Origin of the sequence: Endozoicomonas elysicola, from assembly GCF_000710775.1 — a bacterium.
In the GTDB taxonomy this organism is placed as follows: Bacteria; Pseudomonadota; Gammaproteobacteria; order Pseudomonadales; family Endozoicomonadaceae; genus Endozoicomonas; species Endozoicomonas elysicola.
The window spans coordinates 3,390,583-3,406,726 of record NZ_JOJP01000001.1 but is presented as its reverse complement, the minus strand read 5'-3'; the positions used below and the strand labels follow the sequence as shown (position 1 = coordinate 3,406,726).

The window sequence follows — 16,144 nt, the reverse complement described above, 5'->3', positions numbered from 1 at the left end:
TGGCCAGTAGTGATTCTGCTGTTTAGACAATGATAACGGATATTTGCTCAAGGTAGGCTGTGGCTTTGCTGTTTCTTCTGGTATGTTATCGAGCTTGACTAGGTATAAACCATAAAAAACACGTAGTAGTTCAGGAAGTTCCATGAATGACCATGATTTGACTGATGTTGTCTCACCTTATAACGATGCTTCCGGACGTGAAGGGGCTTTAACGACTGAAGACTTTTTATCCGCCGAAGGCTCTCTTGGATTTGCAACCCAGTCTATCCGGGCAGGCTCATTCCGCAGTGACCAGCGTGAACACAGCGAAGCCATTTATCTGACTTCAAGCTTCGTATATGACAGTGCAGCTCAGGCTCAGGCTGTGTTTGCCGGAGATGAAGACGGTAATGTTTACTCTCGATACACCAATCCATCCCTACGAATGCTTGAAGAGCGCATGGCTATTCTGGAGGGGGGCGCTCTTGAGAACATAGAGGCCTGTGCAACATCATCAGGTATGGCCGCTATTCTGGGTGCCTGCATGGGGTTGTTGAAGAGTGGTGATCATGTCATTTGTTCCCGAAGTGTTTTTGGTACTACCTTCACTATTTTTTCCAAATATCTTGATAAATTTGGCGTTAAAACCACGTTTGTCGATCTGGTTGACTATCAGCAGTGGCGGGATGCCATTCGCCCCGAAACTAAGTTACTGTTCCTTGAAACGCCTTCAAACCCGTTAAGTGAAGTTGCAGACCTTAAACAATTGGCTGAGATTGCTCACGGTAATGGGGCCTTGCTGATGGTCGATAATTGTTTCTGCACCCCGGCATTACAAAAACCGTTGTTATTGGGTGCTGACCTTGTTGTGCATTCGGCAACAAAATATATTGATGGTCAGGGGCGCTGTCTTGGTGGGATGGTTATCGGTCGAAAAAAACTCGTTGACGAAGTTCATTTATGGCAACGGGCAGCAGGTGCCACCATGAGTCCATTCAACGCCTGGGTCTTTTATAAGGGGTTGGAAACGTTATCTGTCCGAATGGATGCCCACTGCCGTAATGCCTCTGAATTGGCAATTTGGCTGAGTCAGCACAAGGCGGTTGAAAAAGTGCATTACTCGGGGCTGAGTAACCACCCTGGCCATGAGTTGGCGAAGAAGCAGCAAACAGGTTTTGGTGGTGTTCTGGCCTTTGAAGTCATCGGTGGTCGTGAATCCGCATGGAAGGTTATTGATGGTGTTGAGATTATGTCCCGTACAGCAAACCTGGGGGATACACGAACCACCATTACCCATCCAGCAACAACAACCCACTGTCGGTTATCTGATGAAGATAAGATGAAGTCTGGAATTACAGAAAGTCTGATTCGGGTCGCTGCCGGTCTTGAGGATATTGAAGACCTGAAGAGGGATCTCGATAAAGGACTGAAGCAGCTGCTGTAGAGTTGTTAAGTTAAAAAATTGCCAGCACCTTTAAATTTTACTGGCGCTGGTGTTGCTTTAATTGAACGATATTTATTGATTTTAACGCCTTAAACTGGATCAGGGACGTATGCAATCAACGCTGAAAAACGGTATGGATACGCTTTCTGGCGTTATTCGGGGGAAAGATCAGGAAATTCGTTTGGCGCTCTGTTGTATTTTAGCCAGAGGCCACTTGCTGATTGAAGATTTGCCCGGTATGGGTAAAACGGCCCTGGCCTTGTCACTCGCAAGGCTTATGGGGCTGGATTACCAGCGAATTCAATTCACCAGTGATCTGTTACCCGCCGATATTCTTGGTGTTTCCATCTTTGATCAACAGGCTGCTTCATTTCAATTCAAAAAAGGCCCTGTTTTTGCCCAGCTGTTGTTAGCAGATGAAGTTAACCGTGCATCTCCCCGTACCCAAAGCGCTCTTCTTGAAGCCATGGAAGAGCGTCAGGTGACCATTGAGGGGCAGGCCAGAACTCTACCAGAACCATTTATCGTAATCGCAACCCAGAATCCTTTATCCCAACAGGGGACGTTTCCGTTGCCTGAGTCACAAATGGATCGTTTTCTGATGCGTATTCCCATGGGGTATCCAGATGCTGAATCAGAAAAGGCCATCCTCAGAGGTGAAGCAGGTCGCTACCTTGTAGGTGAGTTAGCACAGGTAATAACACCACAAGTGCTGATGGCCATGCAGCATGAAGTCAGCCATGTTCATGCCAGCGATATGTTGCTGGATTATATTCTGCGCCTCTTGAAAGCGACGCGAGATGAAGGTCACTTTGCTGTCGGCTTATCGCCCAGGGCGGGTCTTGCTCTTCTTCAGGCTGCTCGAGCCTGGGCTTACATTGAGGGAAGGGACTACCTTATTCCTGAAGATGTTCAAGCGGTGTTTGTTCCTGTGTCTGGCCATCGTCTAACGATGCAAAAGCAGGGGATATCGCCTAATGAACTTCTTAACCGTGTTAATGCAATGGCTTGAGTCGTGGTGATTGCTAAGGCCATTCAACAGTTTCTCTTGTCACCTTTTCAGTGGATGACTGCTCGTTTTCGCCGCTGGGCAGACCAGCGCAGCCCCAGGTCTTCGAGAGTTCAGCTTAATCAGCGCCGTATATATATTGTGCCGACAGGGTCTGGGTTTTTCTGGCTTTCTATGGTGCTGGTGATCTTTCTGGTAGCTGTCAATTACAGTAACTCGCTTGCCTATGGGCTTTGCTTTTTTATGCTTAGCCTGTTTTTACTCTCCATTCTTCATACTTGGCGAAATCTTGCGGGTATTACTCTGGTGGCCAGAAGAGCGAAGGCTGGTTTTTCTGGCGAGATAATAGACGTTGTCGTGGAGTGCCTGAGTGATCGCCGGGCTCGGTATTCAATAGGGCTTGGCTGGCCTGATACTGAAGTTGTTATGGTAAGTTTTCAAAAGGATTGTGAGCAGACCCTTGCCGCAAGGGCTGGTCGCCGAGGATGGTTTAAACCGGGGCGAATGCGTATCGAAAGTATTTACCCCCTCGGACTGTGTAGAGCGTGGAGCTGGGTTCGCCTGGATTTCCACTCTCTGGTTTATCCCGTGCCTGATGATCGTTATCCATTCCCGGAGAATCAGTCAGCGGATGATGGTGAAAGGTCAGTCGTTAACAGTGGGTTTGATGATTTTGCAGGTTTCAGGAATTATCAGGAAACCGATAACCCTGCTCATGTCTATTGGAAGGCTTATGCCAAGACAGGGGAGCTATTGACTAAGCAGTTTGAGCAACCCTCGGGTCGTGAGTTGTGCTTTTCTCTGGACCAGGTTCCAGGGCATCATCTTGAGCAACAGCTATCGATTCTGACCGCCTGGTGTCTCCGGTGTGAACAGCTGCACTTTACTTATGGTTTGATGCTGCCGGATCATAAACTAGTACCATCACTTGGCGCTGACCATTTACGACGTTGTCTTGAGGTGCTGGCCCTTTATCATTTGGAAGACAACGACATCAGCAGGATAGTTAACGGGATTGAAAAAGAGCAGGGGGAAAACAATGACTAGCCCTGCTGTTTCACGTTATGCGACTTTATGGCTGCTGGTTGCACAAATGATGGTTGCTTTACCCGTCATTGAGGTGCTGCCTGTTTCTGTCATGCCGTTACTGGTGCTTACATTGATATGGCGTGCACTCATCTGGTTTGGCAGAGGTGTCTGGCCTTCTGATCTTTTGAGACGCTTGTTGGTTACACTGGCCTTAGTGCTGATTGTTTCCTCATTTGGTTTACAGTTCAGTCTTGAGTTGGCCATCACCTTTCTGGTGACGGGTTATGCATTAAAAATGCTGGAAATGAAAACCCGCAGAGACGCCCTGGTCATCGCCTATATCGGTTTTTTTGTTATTGGTGCGGGGGTTCTTTATTCCCAGTCTCTGCTTCAAGGGCTCTACCTATTATTGTGCATTGCTATTCTTGTTGCTGCGATTCATGCGATGTACTCACCCGTAGATGAGTCTTCGATAAAAGGCAGTCTTCGTTTTTCTGGCTCAATATTGCTTCAGACAATTCCTTTGACGTTGGCTCTGTTTATTTTTGTTCCCAGGCTTGGCCCGCTATGGGCAGTGCCATGGCCTGAGAGTGATGCAAAAACCGGACTGTCCGAGAAAATGCAGCCAGGTGATGTTGCCAGATTAAGCCAATCCTATGAGCTGGCATTTCGTGCTCAATTCAAAGGGGCGGTTCCCCCGTCAAGAGAGAGGTACTGGAGAACTCTGATTCTTGACCAGTACGATGGAAATCAGTGGTGGCAGAGTGACCTTTTACAACTCTTGAACCAGTTTCCCGGTGAAATAGACCATGAACGCAACTGGCAAAGTCGTTCTCCAGTCAGTGATGGCTGGTGGCAGATTGAGCCGGGTTCTTATGAATATGAGGTTTTGCTTGAGCCCAGTGGCCGGCAATGGTTGCCTGTGCTGGGGCCGGCGGCATCGGCTGCTGTTGAAGAAAGTACTGTGTTGCGAACATTGCGTCTGGAAGCAGATAAACCTGCCAATGAGCGGCGGCTATACAAGCCTGCTTCGGAAACCGTCATCAATAACAGTATTTCGATGCCTTCCTGGTTATCCGCTCTTAATACGGCGCTCCCGGCCGGTGTGAATATGCAAGCTCGGTCTCTCGCTTATCAATTATTTACTGAAGTTGGGCAGGATCCATTGAGTCTGGGGCGGCGCATTCTTGAGTATTTTAATCAGGAGCCATTCTATTACACGTTGTCTCCTCCGCTGATGGGGGAGAATGAAGTTGATGACTTTCTGTTTACTTATCGCAGAGGGTTCTGTGAGCACTATGCCAGCAGTTTTGTGTTCTTAATGCGCTCGGTGGGGATACCGGCACGTATCGTAACGGGCTATCTGGGTGGAGAGTATCTTCCGGAAGAGAAAGTGGTCAGGGTGCTCCAGCGAGATGCCCATGCCTGGGCAGAAATATGGGTAGAGGGTCAGGGATGGGTTCGCTTTGATCCAACAGTTGCGGTTGCGCCAGAAAGAATTGACCTTGGCCTTGATGAAATGATTGAGCAGGGTGGTTTATTGCAAGGGCCGATTCCATTAGCTTATCGTTTCAGCCAATCCGGTTTTTTGAAATCTTTTCGTCAGGGCTGGGAGCGCCTTGAGTATCGCTGGCAGAAGTCTGTTGTTCAGTACCAGCAGGAAAAACAACAGTCTTTTATGAAACAATTGTTTGGTACTTCATCCTATTACTGGCAACAGGTCGGCGTTTTAGGTGTATTATTGGCACTTTTTTCTGCGCTTTTTGGATTGTTGACTTTCTATCAGAAGCCGCGGAAGAATCTGCATCAAAAGGCATGGTGTCAGCTGGAACGTAAACTGGCAAGCAAAGGCTTTAAGCGTCAGGCAGGGGAAGGACCAAAAGACTTTGCTCGAAGAGTCCAGGTAGAGGATCCGATTCTTGGTGCTAAGGCCATCTCTGTGGTCGATCTGTATATTCAGTCAGTCTATTCGGACAACCAGAGTCTGGATGCAACCATATTTGATAATTTGATCAAAATGATTAAACAGTTGTAAAAGTTAGGGCCTGTTGACGTTTGGTTGCGTGCTCAGCGTATCAGGGCGCCCCTATGACGAGGCGAGGCATTGCAGTAAGGCGGTTGCCTTTCAAAATGCCGCAACGAAGGCATAGGGGTGCCCTGATACGCCCTTCGGGTGGCTCAGAAAAGTGCCATCTGCTTTGTCAGACTTGCTTGATGTAGAATAACTACGCGCTGCGAAAGTCTTTCGCGCACATGACGCTTTTCTGAGCCACTGAGCTCGCAACGAAACGTCAACAGGCCCTAACACTGCTACCGGTATTTATGGCATAGCTACATAGATACCATTGTATGTGGCAATTTTTACCGGTGATTCCTGTTCTTCTACTTGGGAGAACAATTCAACCGTTAAATCCAGCTTGGCATTTCGTCGATCACTCAGTCGAGCAAAGAATTTTTCCGGAACAGTAGATTTACAGCGGGCAGAAATGCGTCCAGTCCCCGGAGCATGGTAGGTCATTTGAGAGTCGGCGATGACTGCGGCACAGTCTTCTATGCGTGTTCTGGCATAAAGTGTGGTATAGAGCCAGCCGCAAATGGTAGCCAGTGCGGCAATGCTCCCGCCAAAAGCCGTTCCTTTATCGTTTATGTTGGGTTCAAGTGGGCAGCTGATAGTTAGCTCACCCTGTTGAAACAGATCAAAACTGACTTCCATACTATTCAGAAGAGGGATGTTATCTTTTATCCACTCCATCAGTTCTGGTGTGAATAGGGATTCTGGTGTTGCAGTGTCCATATTGCAGGCCATCACTCGGTTGATATCAATTGAATATGATAGAAATAATACCAATTAAATTTTCTACTCGGATCACCATGCTCATGACGGATTTAGAAAATGCAGTTGGTATAAAAAACCCCTGAAAACAGGGGTTTTTATGTTGTTTAAGGCTGCAGTTTATCAGCCGGCTTTGGCGATGATATCGTCAGCAGCCTTCTGGTAAGACTCTACCTGGTCAAAATTGAGGTAGCGATATACATCAGCAGCCATGGAGTCCAGGTTGCTGGCGTATTCCATATACTCTTCTGTGGTTGGAATCTTACCCAGGATAGCGCCGACAGATGCCAGCTCTGCGGAGCAGAGGTAGACATTAGCGCCATCGCCCAGACGGTTCGGGAAGTTCCGCGTTGAGGTCGACAGAACAGTGGCTCCAGGTTCTACACGAGCCTGGTTACCCATGCAGAGGGAGCAGCCCGGAATTTCTGTGCGCACACCATTGTCGTTATAAATGGTGTAATAGCCTTCTTCTTCCAGCTGCGCCTTGTCCATTTTGGTGGGTGGTGACATCCAGAAGCGGGTCTTGAGCGGATCACGGTTCTGCTCAAGCAGCTTACCGGCAGCGCGGAAGTGACCAATGTTGGTCATACAGGAGCCCAGGAAGACTTCATCAACTTTGTCGCCAGCTACATCAGACAGTGTACGGGCATCGTCCGGATCGTTAGGAGCACACAGGATAGGTTCCTTGATTTCCTCCAGGTCAATTTCGATGACTTCGGCGTATTCTGCATCCGCATCAGCACGCATCATGGTTGGGTTGGCAAGCCACTCTTCCATCTTGCGGGCACGACGCTCGATGGTGCGACGATCACCATAACCTTCACTGATCATCCAGCGAAGCATAGTGATGTTGGATTTCAGGTACTCGGCGATAGAGTCTTCAGACAGTGTGATGGTACAACCAGCAGCTGAACGCTCAGCAGAAGCATCTGAAAGCTCAAAAGCCTGCTCAACGGTGAGGTCTTCAAGGCCTTCAATTTCAAGAACCCGGCCAGAAAAGGCATTTTTCTTGCCTTTCTTCTCAACGGTCAGAAGCCCCTGCTTGATGCCATACAGAGGAATGGCATGAACCAGATCGCGAAGCGTAATACCTGGTTGTTTTTTGCCTTTGAAGCGAACCAGAATAGACTCTGGCATATCCAGGGGCATAACACCGGTTGCTGCAGCAAATGCTACGAGGCCAGAGCCTGCAGGGAAAGAGATACCCAGTGGGAAACGGGTGTGGGAGTCACCACCAGTACCGACTGTATCTGGCAGCAGCATGCGGTTCAGCCAGCTGTGGATGATGCCATCACCAGGGCGAAGGGCAACTCCACCACGGTTCATGATGAAGTCAGGCAGGGTGTGGTGAGTTTCCACGTCAACTGGTTTTGGATAGGCGGCGGTATGACAGAAAGACTGCATAACCAGATCAGAAGAGAAGCCCAGGCAGGCCAGATCTTTCAGCTCATCACGGGTCATTGGGCCGGTAGTGTCCTGTGAACCAACCGTTGTCATCTTGGGTTCACAGTATTGCCCGGGGCGTACGCCGGTAACACCGCAGGCTTTGCCCACCATCTTTTGAGCCAGGGTGAAACCTTTATTGGAGTCTTTCGGTGCCTGTGGGCGACGGAAGATATCAGTAGGTCCCAGATCCAGAGCTTCGCGAGCCTTATCTGTCAGTCCTCGACCGATAATGAGATTGATACGACCGCCAGCCTGAACTTCATCAAGTATAACGTCAGACTTGAAGGTGAACTCGGAAAGAACGTCGCCAGACTCGGAGAGAATCTTGCCGTCATAAGGGCGTATCTCAATAACATCGCCCATGTTCAGCTTTTCAACGGGTGCTTCAAAGACCAGGGCGCCAGCATCTTCCATAGTGTTGAAGAAGATGGGCGCAACTTTATCACCAAAGCAAATACCGCCAGCGCGCTTGTTAGGAACGCCCGGAATATCGTCACCAAAGAACCAGAGCACAGAGTTAGTGGCGGATTTACGGGATGAGCCGGTACCGACAACATCGCCAACGAAAGCGACAGGCAGGCCTTTGCTCTTAATCTCTTCAATCTGTTTGAGAGGGCCGGTAACACCGTGCTCTTCTGGCTCAAGACCTTCGCGGGTCATTTTATAGGCAGCACGGGCATGCAGAGGGATATCTGGGCGTGACCAGGCATCAGGTGCGGGTGAGAGATCGTCAGTATTGGTTTCACCGGTAACTTTGAAGACTGCGACTTTTGTGCTTTCAGGCACGGCGTCACGCTTGGTAAACCACTCTGCTTCCGCCCAGGACTTAAGAACAGCCTGAGCATTGGCATTGCCTGCTTTGGCTTTTTCTTCAACGTCGTGGAAGGAATCAAATACCAACAGAGTATTTTTCAATTGTTCAGCGGCTAGCTCTCCGAGTTCTGTGCTGTCCAGAAGCTCAATCAGCGTTTCAATGTTATAACCGCCAAGCATCATGCCCAGCAGCTGTACCGCTTTTTTACTGTCAACCAGTGGTGATTCAGCTTCTCCTTTAACAACGGCAGAAAGGAAGCCTGCTTTTACATAGGCTGCTTCGTCAACACCGGGAGGAATACGGTTTTCAAGGAGGTCAAGAATAAACTGCTCTTCGCCCGCTGGTGGGTTTTTCAACAGCTCAACCAGACCTGATACTTGTTCAGCATTCAGCGGTTTTGGTGGGACACCCTCTTGGGCACGCTCTTCGACGTGTTTTCTATAGGCTTCTAACACGAGTTCTACCCTCATCATCTGTGGCAGGCTCTTGGGCGATCCTTCGACAAACCATTATGATCGTTGAATATACCTTTTGTCATCGGAGGTTCAGGGGGAAGGGTGCTCTCACTTGGATGTCAGCTTGACCCAGTTACTCAGTTTTATCTGAGCAAATGGAGCTTAGCTCCCTTGCCGTCTGCCTGTATCTCCAAGTACTTTGGGTATCGGTCCGTCAGATGTTCCAAGGAAATCTTGACCAGTGCTACAGCAGTGAAGTTGAAGATTTCCGGCAAATAAAGCACTGGTGGCGCGGGCATTATAGCGGAAGGTGCTTTTCAAGTTAAGTAAAGACCGAAATAACCACTATTTTTTCTATGAATGGTAGTTTCATTGTTGGTGATTCAGAGAAGCCATATTGGCTTCTCTGTGACGGGACATGATTTAATCAAGCATCAATGATCTCGTAGCAGGGTTCGTAATGGCTTCCGGGTAATTTCATTCGGTACTGCTCAACAAACGACTGCAGTAGATTATCCATTTGCTTCATCAGCTCTGGTTCACCACTGAGTTTGTATGGGCCATGCTTGCGTATAAGGTTGACTCCGTCTTCTTTTATATTGCCTGCAACAATACCTGACATGACCCGCCTCAAGTTTGCAGCCAGCTGGTGGGTTGGAAGGCTTTTGTGTAACTCCAGATTGGCCATATTTTCATGGGTGGGCTCGAACGGATGCTGGAACTCATCATCAATCTTTAACAGCCAGTTAAAGTAATAGGCATCACCCTGTTTGCGCCTAAAGCGAGTGACTTTTTCCAGTCCTCTGCTCATGATAGTCGCTACCTTGGCCGGATCATTAACAATAATCTGGTATTTTTCCTGCGCTTCTCTACCCAGAGTATTACCAATGAATTTATCAATTTGCTCGAAGTAAGCCTCTGAGCCTGCAGGCCCAGTAAGAATCATGGTCATTGGTATGTCTTTATTTTCCGGGTGAAGAAGAATTCCGATCAGATAAAGAATCTCTTCGCAGGTTCCCGGTCCACCAGGAAATACAATAATGCCATGACCCAGGCGGACAAAAGCTTCAAGGCGTTTTTCAATATCAGGCAGGATCACCAGTTCATTGACGATAGGGTTCGGTGACTCGGCGGCAATAATGCCCGGCTCCGTCAGACCAATAAAACGGCCATTACTGATACGCTGTTTAGCGTGGCCAATATAAGCCCCTTTCATGGGACCTTTCATTGCTCCGGGACCACAACCGGTGCAAATATTCATTCGCCTCAAGCCGAGCTGATAACCAACCAGCTTTGTGTATTCATACTCATCCCGGCCAATGGAGTGCCCACCCCAGCACACAACGATATTGGGCATTTGTTTGGTAATAAAGGCGTTGGCATTTCTGAGGACTTCAAAAACCAGATGGGTAATATCGGATGAGCTGGCGTGTTCAAAGCGTTTATCACTGGTGATCAGTGAAGAGACGTAAAGGATATCCCTGAGAACCGAAAACAGGTTTTCCCTCACTCCCCGTATCAGTTTCTTGTCAACAAATGCAGAAGCAGGTGCATTGATTAGCTCAAGCTTCAGGCCACGATGTTCCTGAACAATACGGATATCAAAATCAGTATATGTTTGTAACAGCTCTTCGGCGCTGTCACCTTCCATTTCATTGCTTAAAACAGCCAGGGCACATTGGCGGAAAAGACGGTGTAAGCCAGCCTTGGTATTATCCTGAAGAATATTGACTTCTCGGCTGGAAAGAACTCGCATGGAGCCAACCGGGTTAACAATGGCGGAGACTACATTGGGTTTACTCATTCTGCCCCCTTGGAGGATGATGTTTGGTGACCGGCAGCATTGTTTTGCAAGATTCAATATCAAATGCTTTCCCGGACAAAAATACACTTAACTAGATATCGGGTCCTGTGAGTTGAAATCGAGAAAAAAATTACAGGTTAGAAAAGGCTTCAGTAGCTATATTTTCTATGACCATGGACTAATTATACTGGTTTTATTTGGTTCAGATCAGTCTTGACGAATTCCTGTTCCTCTGACAAATTAGAGAAAATACGCTTTAAGGTTTCTTATTTCCTCTTTCTATCCACCTTCTCAGCCGCCTTTGATTGGTTTTTCTGTCGTTCAGGCCCGTTGAATGCAATGGTTAGCGAATGCCTTGATTTTATCGTGTCAGATTAGGTCTTTTCGGGAGATATCTGGCTATGTCCATGCAGAATGTGATCAATTACTTAAGCTCTAAAAATATTCCTTTCACAGTGCGAGAACATATGCCCGCATTCTCAGCTCAGGAGGTGGCTGCGAAAGCGCACATCAGTGGTAGGCGTGTTGCCAAGACTGTGATTGTGAAGATTGATGGGCAGCTTTCGATCTGTGTAATACCGGCAGTAGAACAGGTGAACTTGAGTCTGTTGAGGCAGGTTTCCTGTAGTACTAGGGCAGAAATTGCCAGAGAAGAAGAATTTTTCGGGTATTTTACAGACTTTGAACCAGGCGTGATGCCCCCTTTTGGTAATCTGTTTGGCATGAAGGTTTACCTCTCGGAGTCGCTCAATCAGCCATTGCCTGTGGCATTCAGCAGTGGCAGTTCTTCCCGGTTACTGGAAATCAGCTGGGAAGATTTTAATAAACTGGTTAATCCTGTATTGATTACCGGGAGGCAACGTGAAGCAATTGGCTAATTTTCTATTTTCGATTGCGAATAGCTTGATATAAGATGTTGCCATAATAACAAATGTAAGGCAGATAATAGGAGATCTCGATGCCTGGCCAGCAAGAGGTGGAAGCGTCTGTGGAAAGTGTATTAGTGGTTGATGACCATAATTTTGTTCTTGGGGCTGTTCCCAGGGGGAAAATGAGAGAGGAAACACTGTGCCATCGGGCAACCTATATTTTTGTCTTTAATTCAAAAGGGCAGCTCTATGTGCAGGAAAGGACGCTGAGCAAGGATATTTATCCTGGTTATTTTGATCCTGCGACCGGTGGTGTTGTTACCGAAGGGGAGAGTTATGACCAGGCTGCTGAACGAGAGTTAGCTGAAGAGCTCGGGATTGAAGATGTACCGATTACCTCCCATTTTCATTTTTTCTTCCAGAATGATGACTGTCAGGTCTGGGGCAGGGTCTACAGCTGCTATTATGATGGGCCTCTGACACTGCAGGAAGAAGAGGTAGCCAATGTGGTTCTGGAATCACCGGAAGAGGTGCTGTCCAACAGAAACCACCGAAATTATACGCCAGACAGTCTGGTTGCTCTTGAGAGACTGGTTCACTGTCTTAAAACATTCTGATGTATGCCAAGGTTTTTGGTGACGATAGGTAGTGTATGTTTACAGGTATTGTGAAGGGATTTTTTCCGGTTGGTCGAATTGAAAAGTTCAACGAGTTGAACCGTATTACTGTACTTTTGCCTTCTAATTTGCTGGAAGGGCTTGAAACCGGAGCAAGTATTGCGGTGAATGGATGCTGTCTGACTGTTGTGGCTTTTGACCATGAAAGTGCGACTTTTGATGTGATGAAAGAAACTCTTCGGGTTACTAATTTGGGTGCACTTGAAGAAGGTTCCAAAGTTAATATTGAAAGAGCTGCACGTTTTGGTGATGAAATTGGCGGGCATCTGTTGTCTGGCCATATTCACGATACCGTTAGGATCTGTGAGATTCAGAATGAAGAGCATAATGTGACTGTTTTCTTTCAATTTTCTCCTGAATGGAAAGACTATATTCTGCCAAAAGGTTATGTTTCTTTGAATGGTTGCAGCTTGACCATTGGTGAAAAGGTCGAAGGAGGGCGTTTCTGTGTTCATCTGATACCAGAGACGCTGAGAATAACATCATTTGGTACTGCTGAAGTGGGAGATAGGGTTAACCTTGAAATAGATAGCCAGACTCAAGCCATTGTAACAACGGTTAAGAGCTATCTTGAGTCAACTAAGTCCTGATATAGGTTCATGAGCCTTTCAGCCAGAGACAAGGTTGCACAACTGAAGGTGCAATCTTGTCCGATTTTCATAATCCCCGTCCTCACTAGCCCGTTGCAGTAGCTGCATAGCCTGATTTGGGTTATAGGGGATTCCATCAGCGCCATAAAGCATTCGTACTCCCAAGCTGTATGCATCTGCTGCAGGTATTGAGTGTGTTTTACTGTTGTAGGTATTCATGCTTCGCATCCTTGCCTGTAAACCCTTTGACCTCTCCTTGGAAGGGGGGTGTACAATCAGTTGAGCATTATGTTGCCGACATTCCAATAGTTGAAGAGCCTGTTGATAGGCATCAGTGGATTGGGCAGTTGACTCAATATGATCAATAGCTTTTAAGAAGTCTTTCTGATTTTTTTCCGTTTTTAAATACCACGCGGCGGCATAAAGGTGAGCATAACTTCGTACAGCTGGGTCTTTACTATTCGTAAACGCCAATATAACCATTTTTGCACTTTCATTTCCATTCAGAGCACTTTTTAAAAGGTAATTCATTGCTGTGGTTATTATATCACTATCCCCGTTTCGTTCTGCTTCGGCTAATAGCAGGCAGGCAGCTCGAACACCGGCAATTGGGTGGTCGGGTATGTTGGCCAGTAATTCCTCATAAGCACTTTTTGCTTTTCGTAAACTCCCTGTGAGCTCGTAATGTAACGCTAATGCCAGAGGATCGTTGATACGTTCTGTAGGAATGTCAGATATAACCTGTTGAAATTTATCGGCTGTAAGCTGAGGCTTTAGTGTACTGGCCAACAATAATGCGGTTACCTGTGTTTCTTTGAGAGAGGAAAAGAGCTTGATGATCGCCAATAGGTTGTTCATCAGTTCTGCTGGTAGAGTTTTGGTGGTGAGGAGGGCTGCGATAGAGTCTAATGGCCACTGCTGAGCCATAAGTGTCACTGCTCCCGAATAGTCTGGTGTATTAAGAGCATCTTTTGAGAATTGTAATAGAGATGTTAAGGCTTTTTCCATGGAGTCTGGTAACCCTTTTCTTATGGCGTCGAGCTGAGATGTAATCAATTCCATATAGCCAGGACGGATCAATTGGATACCATATTCATGCAAGGCCCCGGCGATGCTCAATCTTCTGCTATGATGGTCAATCATCGAAGTGGGAATAGGCAAATCAAACCTAGCTCTGAAAGGCCCGACTTTAATACTCAGAACTGGTATAAGATTACGTTGATTCTTTTGTTTGCCTTTTTTAGAGGTTGGACGTAGCTTCGTACTCAGTTTGCAGTAATGTTTTAATATAGGACAGATAAACCAGTTCAAAGCTTTACAGATAATCCGGTCTAGTAGGCTTGCTCTCGTTGTGGGTGTAAATTTCAATTTTTTGATTTTAAGTCGCTTCAGGTCTATGTTCCCCTCATAAATGGGGGTTTCCAGTGAACAAGCCAACTTTTTTTTCTTAAGAAATAGTTTTGTATACCAACTGACAGGCTTATTTTTACCCATAATTTGTAGCGTTTTATCCAGGTCGACAGAGGCCTTGTCTGCTTTAAAATGACCATTCAGATTTTTATCCATTGATAGGTTAAGGAGGTTAATTTTTGCCGGCCCAATTATTGTATCTTTAATTGAGTAATCACCACCACTCACAACACGCGTTGTATTTTTATTACCTGAAAATGAAGATTTGTTAGAAAACTGAATGTAAGAAGCATCTTTAATTTGTGCGTCAGTTTTCAGATAGAAAGGAATCGGTAGCCCATCTTTAATAATGACGGCATTGCTGTTGCCACTAAATTGTAGCTGTGGTGATACAAATACCTTGTCTTTATCACAGTGGAAAAGCGTACCGCTGGCTTGCATCGTCATTTCATTAGGGAAAGAGGCTCCACTTTTTAGATCGCCAACATTCAGTGTATCTTTGACCTTGGCGGTCATGGAGACTGCTGTTACATCAGTTTCCAGATACGCACCGTCAGCAGGACGCTTGAGGTTAATGTTTAAATCCGTGTATCCAGCAGATGCCTGACCATTCAGTATGGATGCTGACATTTCTGTTGGCAAAGGCAGTATTTCTGATTTTAAATCCAATTCACCTGAGTGTGAGGAAGCATTCACCGTAACACTTTTTTGTTGATCTTGTTTAATGTGACAATTCAGACCATTCAATTGAAATACACATGCGGGAAGGCCTTCATTAATAAAACTGACTGTTTGAATGTTAACTTTTGCATGGCGATTTTGAGTAAGCAGCTTTTGATGAACATCATGGCTGGAGCTGTTTTGCGTAAGGGATTGTGAAACCTCGCCATGTAAATTTCTAAGGTTGATAGTAAGCTGTTGGCTATGTAGCTCAGGTTTCATGCGATTGTCTGTTTCTGATGATAATCCTGTCAGAGCCGAAAGAGGGTCCTTGGTTGACAGTTCTTTTGCCATTTCTCTAGCCAGATCTGAACCTTGTTGCAGGTGCAACTCAGTATGATTGGCATCAATGGTGAGTGTGGGTTTGCAGTCTGGGCTTTCACTGGCTGTTGATACATCGGTTAATTCCATCTTTAGCTGGTCAACATGAGCGGCGAATGGTAGTTCTTCATCACCTTTAACTAGCAGTATGTTACACCCAATATGGACTGGAAAGAGCCATTTCTTAGCAATGGCTTCCTCGAGTAGGTTTGATGCTTCATCCAAAACACTGGATTCGTTATGGATCAGAACCACTCTGGCCACTGCTCTAGCGGCATCCCTGTGCAGCCCAACCGTTATGGACTGACTATTGACTCGGAGATCTTCCGGTTTAAACGTCATATTGCGTGGGTCGATGGTTGTACTGCGCCCCTCACTCAGGGTTTCTAGTATCTCACCCCAAGCGGCCTTGGCCATGATCTCCAGGTCGTGGATTTTTATATCGGTGGTGACGGACTGACCACCGGCCAGGGGGTAGGTGAGCGTACCGTTCAGCGAGGCAAGGGCAACGACCGGCGTGCTTTGCTGACCTTCCTGAATAAACGTCAGGGGTTGTGGCTGGAATGCCACAGTGATTTCTGACAGCTGGATCGGACCATGTCCGTCGGGTGAGTCAATGGTCAACCCGGGCAGGTTCAGTGCATAGCCATCGGGTGTTTTGGTCAGGGCCGTGCCCTTGTCCAGTACGATACCGGTCTGGCCGGTGGTCACGGTCAAGGTGTCGGAGACCTTGGCGGCAATGCG

At 47.0% G+C, this 16,144-nt stretch carries 12 protein-coding genes; 8 read left to right on the top strand and 4 right to left on the bottom strand.

Annotated features, from left to right (window positions below; translation table 11 throughout):
- The first annotated feature begins 142 nt into the window (after positions 1-142).
- The 4 genes from GV64_RS14685 (at position 143) to GV64_RS14670 (ending at position 5,496) form a co-directional block, all read left to right on the top strand.
- The gene (locus tag GV64_RS14685; RefSeq protein WP_020584518.1) at positions 143-1,423 is read left to right on the top strand and encodes an O-succinylhomoserine sulfhydrylase; all 1,281 of its coding nucleotides are present in this window, start codon (positions 143-145) and stop codon (positions 1,421-1,423) included.
- Between the two features lie 109 nt (positions 1,424-1,532).
- On the top strand, positions 1,533-2,435 hold the full coding sequence (locus tag GV64_RS14680; RefSeq protein ID WP_020584519.1) for an AAA family ATPase: 903 nt from the start codon (positions 1,533-1,535) through the stop codon (positions 2,433-2,435).
- Positions 2,436-2,438: 3 nt separating this feature from the next.
- Positions 2,439-3,479, top strand: a complete 1,041-nt coding sequence (locus GV64_RS14675; RefSeq protein WP_020584520.1) for a DUF58 domain-containing protein — start codon at positions 2,439-2,441, stop codon at positions 3,477-3,479.
- Positions 3,472-5,496: a transglutaminase TgpA family protein gene (locus tag GV64_RS14670; protein ID WP_020584521.1), complete on the top strand. Its 2,025-nt coding sequence runs from the start codon at positions 3,472-3,474 to the stop codon at positions 5,494-5,496. Before GV64_RS14675 ends, GV64_RS14670 begins: the two co-directional genes overlap by 8 nt.
- Before the next feature lie 285 nt (positions 5,497-5,781).
- Here GV64_RS14670 and GV64_RS14665 read toward each other — a convergent pair whose 3' ends face one another.
- From GV64_RS14665 to ppnN, 3 genes are all read right to left on the bottom strand, one after another.
- On the bottom strand, positions 5,782-6,255 hold the full coding sequence (locus GV64_RS14665) for a YiiD C-terminal domain-containing protein (RefSeq protein WP_020584522.1): 474 nt from the start codon (positions 6,253-6,255) through the stop codon (positions 5,782-5,784).
- A 162-nt stretch (positions 6,256-6,417) separates the two neighbouring features.
- Positions 6,418-9,009: a bifunctional aconitate hydratase 2/2-methylisocitrate dehydratase gene (gene acnB, locus GV64_RS14660; RefSeq protein ID WP_026258559.1), complete on the bottom strand. Its 2,592-nt coding sequence runs from the start codon at positions 9,007-9,009 to the stop codon at positions 6,418-6,420.
- Positions 9,010-9,436: 427 nt separating this feature from the next.
- Positions 9,437-10,813, bottom strand: coding sequence for a nucleotide 5'-monophosphate nucleosidase PpnN (gene ppnN, locus GV64_RS14655; protein ID WP_020584524.1), 1,377 nt, complete (start codon positions 10,811-10,813; stop codon positions 9,437-9,439).
- 401 nt (positions 10,814-11,214) lie between these two features.
- Between ppnN and GV64_RS14650 the strand changes: the two genes are divergently transcribed.
- From GV64_RS14650 to GV64_RS14640, 3 genes are all read left to right on the top strand, one after another.
- Entirely contained in the window at positions 11,215-11,691 is a 477-nt protein-coding gene (locus GV64_RS14650) for an aminoacyl-tRNA deacylase (RefSeq protein WP_026258560.1), read from the top strand.
- 80 nt (positions 11,692-11,771) lie between these two features.
- On the top strand, positions 11,772-12,299 hold the full coding sequence (gene yfcD / locus GV64_RS14645; RefSeq protein ID WP_020584526.1) for an NUDIX hydrolase YfcD: 528 nt from the start codon (positions 11,772-11,774) through the stop codon (positions 12,297-12,299).
- A 35-nt stretch (positions 12,300-12,334) separates the two neighbouring features.
- Complete coding sequence (locus GV64_RS14640) at positions 12,335-12,949, top strand: riboflavin synthase (RefSeq protein WP_020584527.1); 615 nt, start codon at positions 12,335-12,337, stop codon at positions 12,947-12,949.
- Between the two features lie 18 nt (positions 12,950-12,967).
- Here the strand turns inward: GV64_RS14640 and GV64_RS14635 are convergent, their stop codons facing one another.
- Entirely contained in the window at positions 12,968-15,817 is a 2,850-nt protein-coding gene (locus GV64_RS14635; protein WP_152554073.1) for a tetratricopeptide repeat protein, read from the bottom strand.
- 12 nt (positions 15,818-15,829) lie between these two features.
- Between GV64_RS14635 and GV64_RS25305 the strand changes: the two genes are divergently transcribed.
- A complete protein-coding gene (locus tag GV64_RS25305; protein ID WP_157237107.1) occupies positions 15,830-15,982 on the top strand; it encodes a hypothetical protein in 153 nt (50 codons plus the stop codon).
- Positions 15,983-16,144: the final 162 nt, after the last annotated feature.